Annotated in this window: 1 protein-coding gene; it reads right to left on the reverse strand. The window is 67.2% G+C overall.

The window, feature by feature from the left end:
• A partial coding sequence (locus ODR01_RS25225; RefSeq protein WP_316980475.1) for a methyl-accepting chemotaxis protein occupies nt 1–618 on the reverse strand: 618 nt, incomplete at both ends.

Raw genomic sequence — 618 nt, forward strand, 5'->3', positions numbered from 1 at the left:
GCCTCCTGGGTCGCCGACTGGATGCCCGATATCTGGGCCCCGATCTCGTCGGTCGCCTTGGCCGTCTGGTTGGCCAGGTTTTTCACTTCCGAGGCCACGACGGCGAAGCCCTTGCCGGCATCGCCGGCCCGGGCCGCCTCGATGGTGGCATTCAAGGCCAGCAGGTTGGTCTGCTCGGCGATGTCGGTGATCAAGGCAACGACTTCCCCGATCTTGTTGGCCGCCGTGGCCAGGCCCTGGACCTTGACGTTGGTCTGCTCGGCCTCGGCGACGGCGGCTGCCGCGATCTGCGAGGCCTGCGTCACCTGGCGGCTGATCTCGGAAATCGAGGAGGACAGTTCCTCGGCCGCCGAGGCGACGGTTTGGACATTGGCCGAAGCCTGTTCCGAGGCCGCCGCCACGGCGGAAGCCTGACGGGTCGTCTCCTCGGCCGTCGCGCTCATCGCCTCGGAGGACGATTGCATCTCGGTCGCCGCCGAGGACACCTGGTTGACCACGGTGCCGACCGAGGCTTCGAAGTCGGAGGCCAGCTTCAGCACGACCTGGCGCTTTTCCTGCTCGGCCTTGCGTTCGGCTTCCACCTGCGCCTCGCGCATGCGGTCCATCTCGATGGTCTTT

The sequence above is a fragment of the Shumkonia mesophila genome, assembly GCF_026163695.1.
In the GTDB taxonomy this organism is placed as follows: domain Bacteria; phylum Pseudomonadota; class Alphaproteobacteria; order Rhodospirillales; family Shumkoniaceae; genus Shumkonia; species Shumkonia mesophila.